The sequence below is a fragment of the Hansschlegelia zhihuaiae genome (assembly GCF_004103825.1).
GTDB classification, from domain to species: domain Bacteria; phylum Pseudomonadota; class Alphaproteobacteria; order Rhizobiales; family Methylopilaceae; genus Methylopila; species Methylopila zhihuaiae.
The window spans coordinates 305,450-306,498 of the sequence record NZ_RYFI01000001.1 but is presented as its reverse complement, the minus strand read 5'-3'; the positions used below and the strand labels follow the sequence as shown (position 1 = coordinate 306,498).

The following is a 1,049-nucleotide window of genomic DNA, read 5'->3' as shown; positions in this document are numbered from 1 at the left end:
AAGGGGAGGGTGGACTTGGCCGCAAGGCCAAGGCCGGGTGGGGATCGGGCAGGATCGAGCTCAGTCCGGGACGATCCCCACCCGACCCTCGCTGCCGCGAGGCCATCTTCCACTTTGAAAGGGGAGGGACAGAGAGAGCAGCGCGCCGGGTGTGCCCTTGCGGCAATGGCTGGTACATCAGCCGCTGTCGGCGCGCCCGCGCCTCACGTGGTTGACGAAAGCTTAAAGTCCGCCGGCTCTAATCGCTCGATGATCCGTCCCGCTCTCTTCGCCCTCCTCGTCGGAGCGGCCCTTTCGGCCGCCGCGGGGGCGTCCGCGCAGGACGCGGCCGGGGCGCCCGACGCCGCGGCCGAGCAGCGGCGCGCGCTCGAAGCCGCGCGGGAGGATCTGAAGGGCGTCGAGGACCGGCGGCGCCGGCTCGCCGCCGAGGTCGAGGGGCTCAAGGGCGAGCGCGGCAAGCTGCAGGCCAGCATGGCGGCGGCCGTCGAGGCGATCCGGGCCAAGGAGCCGGCGGTCGACGAGCGCGGTCGCAAGATCGAGGAACTGGCCGAGTCGGAGCGGCAGCTGAAGGCCTCGCTCATGGCCCGCCGCGACGTTCTCGCAGATGTGATCGCGGCCCTGCAGCGCATGGGCCGCCAGCCCCCGCCGGCGCTTCTCGTCCGTCCCAACGACGCGCTCGAGGCGGTGCGCTCCGCGATCCTGCTCGGCGCCGTGGTGCCGGGCATGCGGGCCGAGGCCGAGGCGCTGGGGTCGGACTTGCGCCAGATGGTCCGGCTGAGGACGATGATGACCGAGGAGCGCGACGCGCTGGCGCGCGAGGTCGGGGAGCTCGCCGACGAGCGCGAGCGGCTCGCGGCGCTGGTCGAGGAGCGGCAGCGCCAGGAGGCCTCGCGGGAGCAGGACCTCGCGGGCGAGGCGCAGAAGGCGGCCGAGATGGCCCGCGGCGTCGGCGATCTCGAGGCGCTGATTCAGCGCATGGAGCAGGAGCAGGCGGCGCGCGCCGCCAAGGCCGCCGAGGCGGAGAGCGCGCGGATCGCGGCCGGGGCGGC

General features: G+C 74.3%; 1 protein-coding gene. It reads left to right on the top strand.

Going from position 1 to position 1,049, the window contains the following annotated elements:
* Window positions 1-249 precede the first annotated feature (249 nt).
* Window positions 250-1,049, top strand: an 800-nt coding sequence (locus EK403_RS22855; RefSeq protein WP_428979562.1) for a murein hydrolase activator EnvC family protein, incomplete at its 3' end; no start/stop codon positions are given.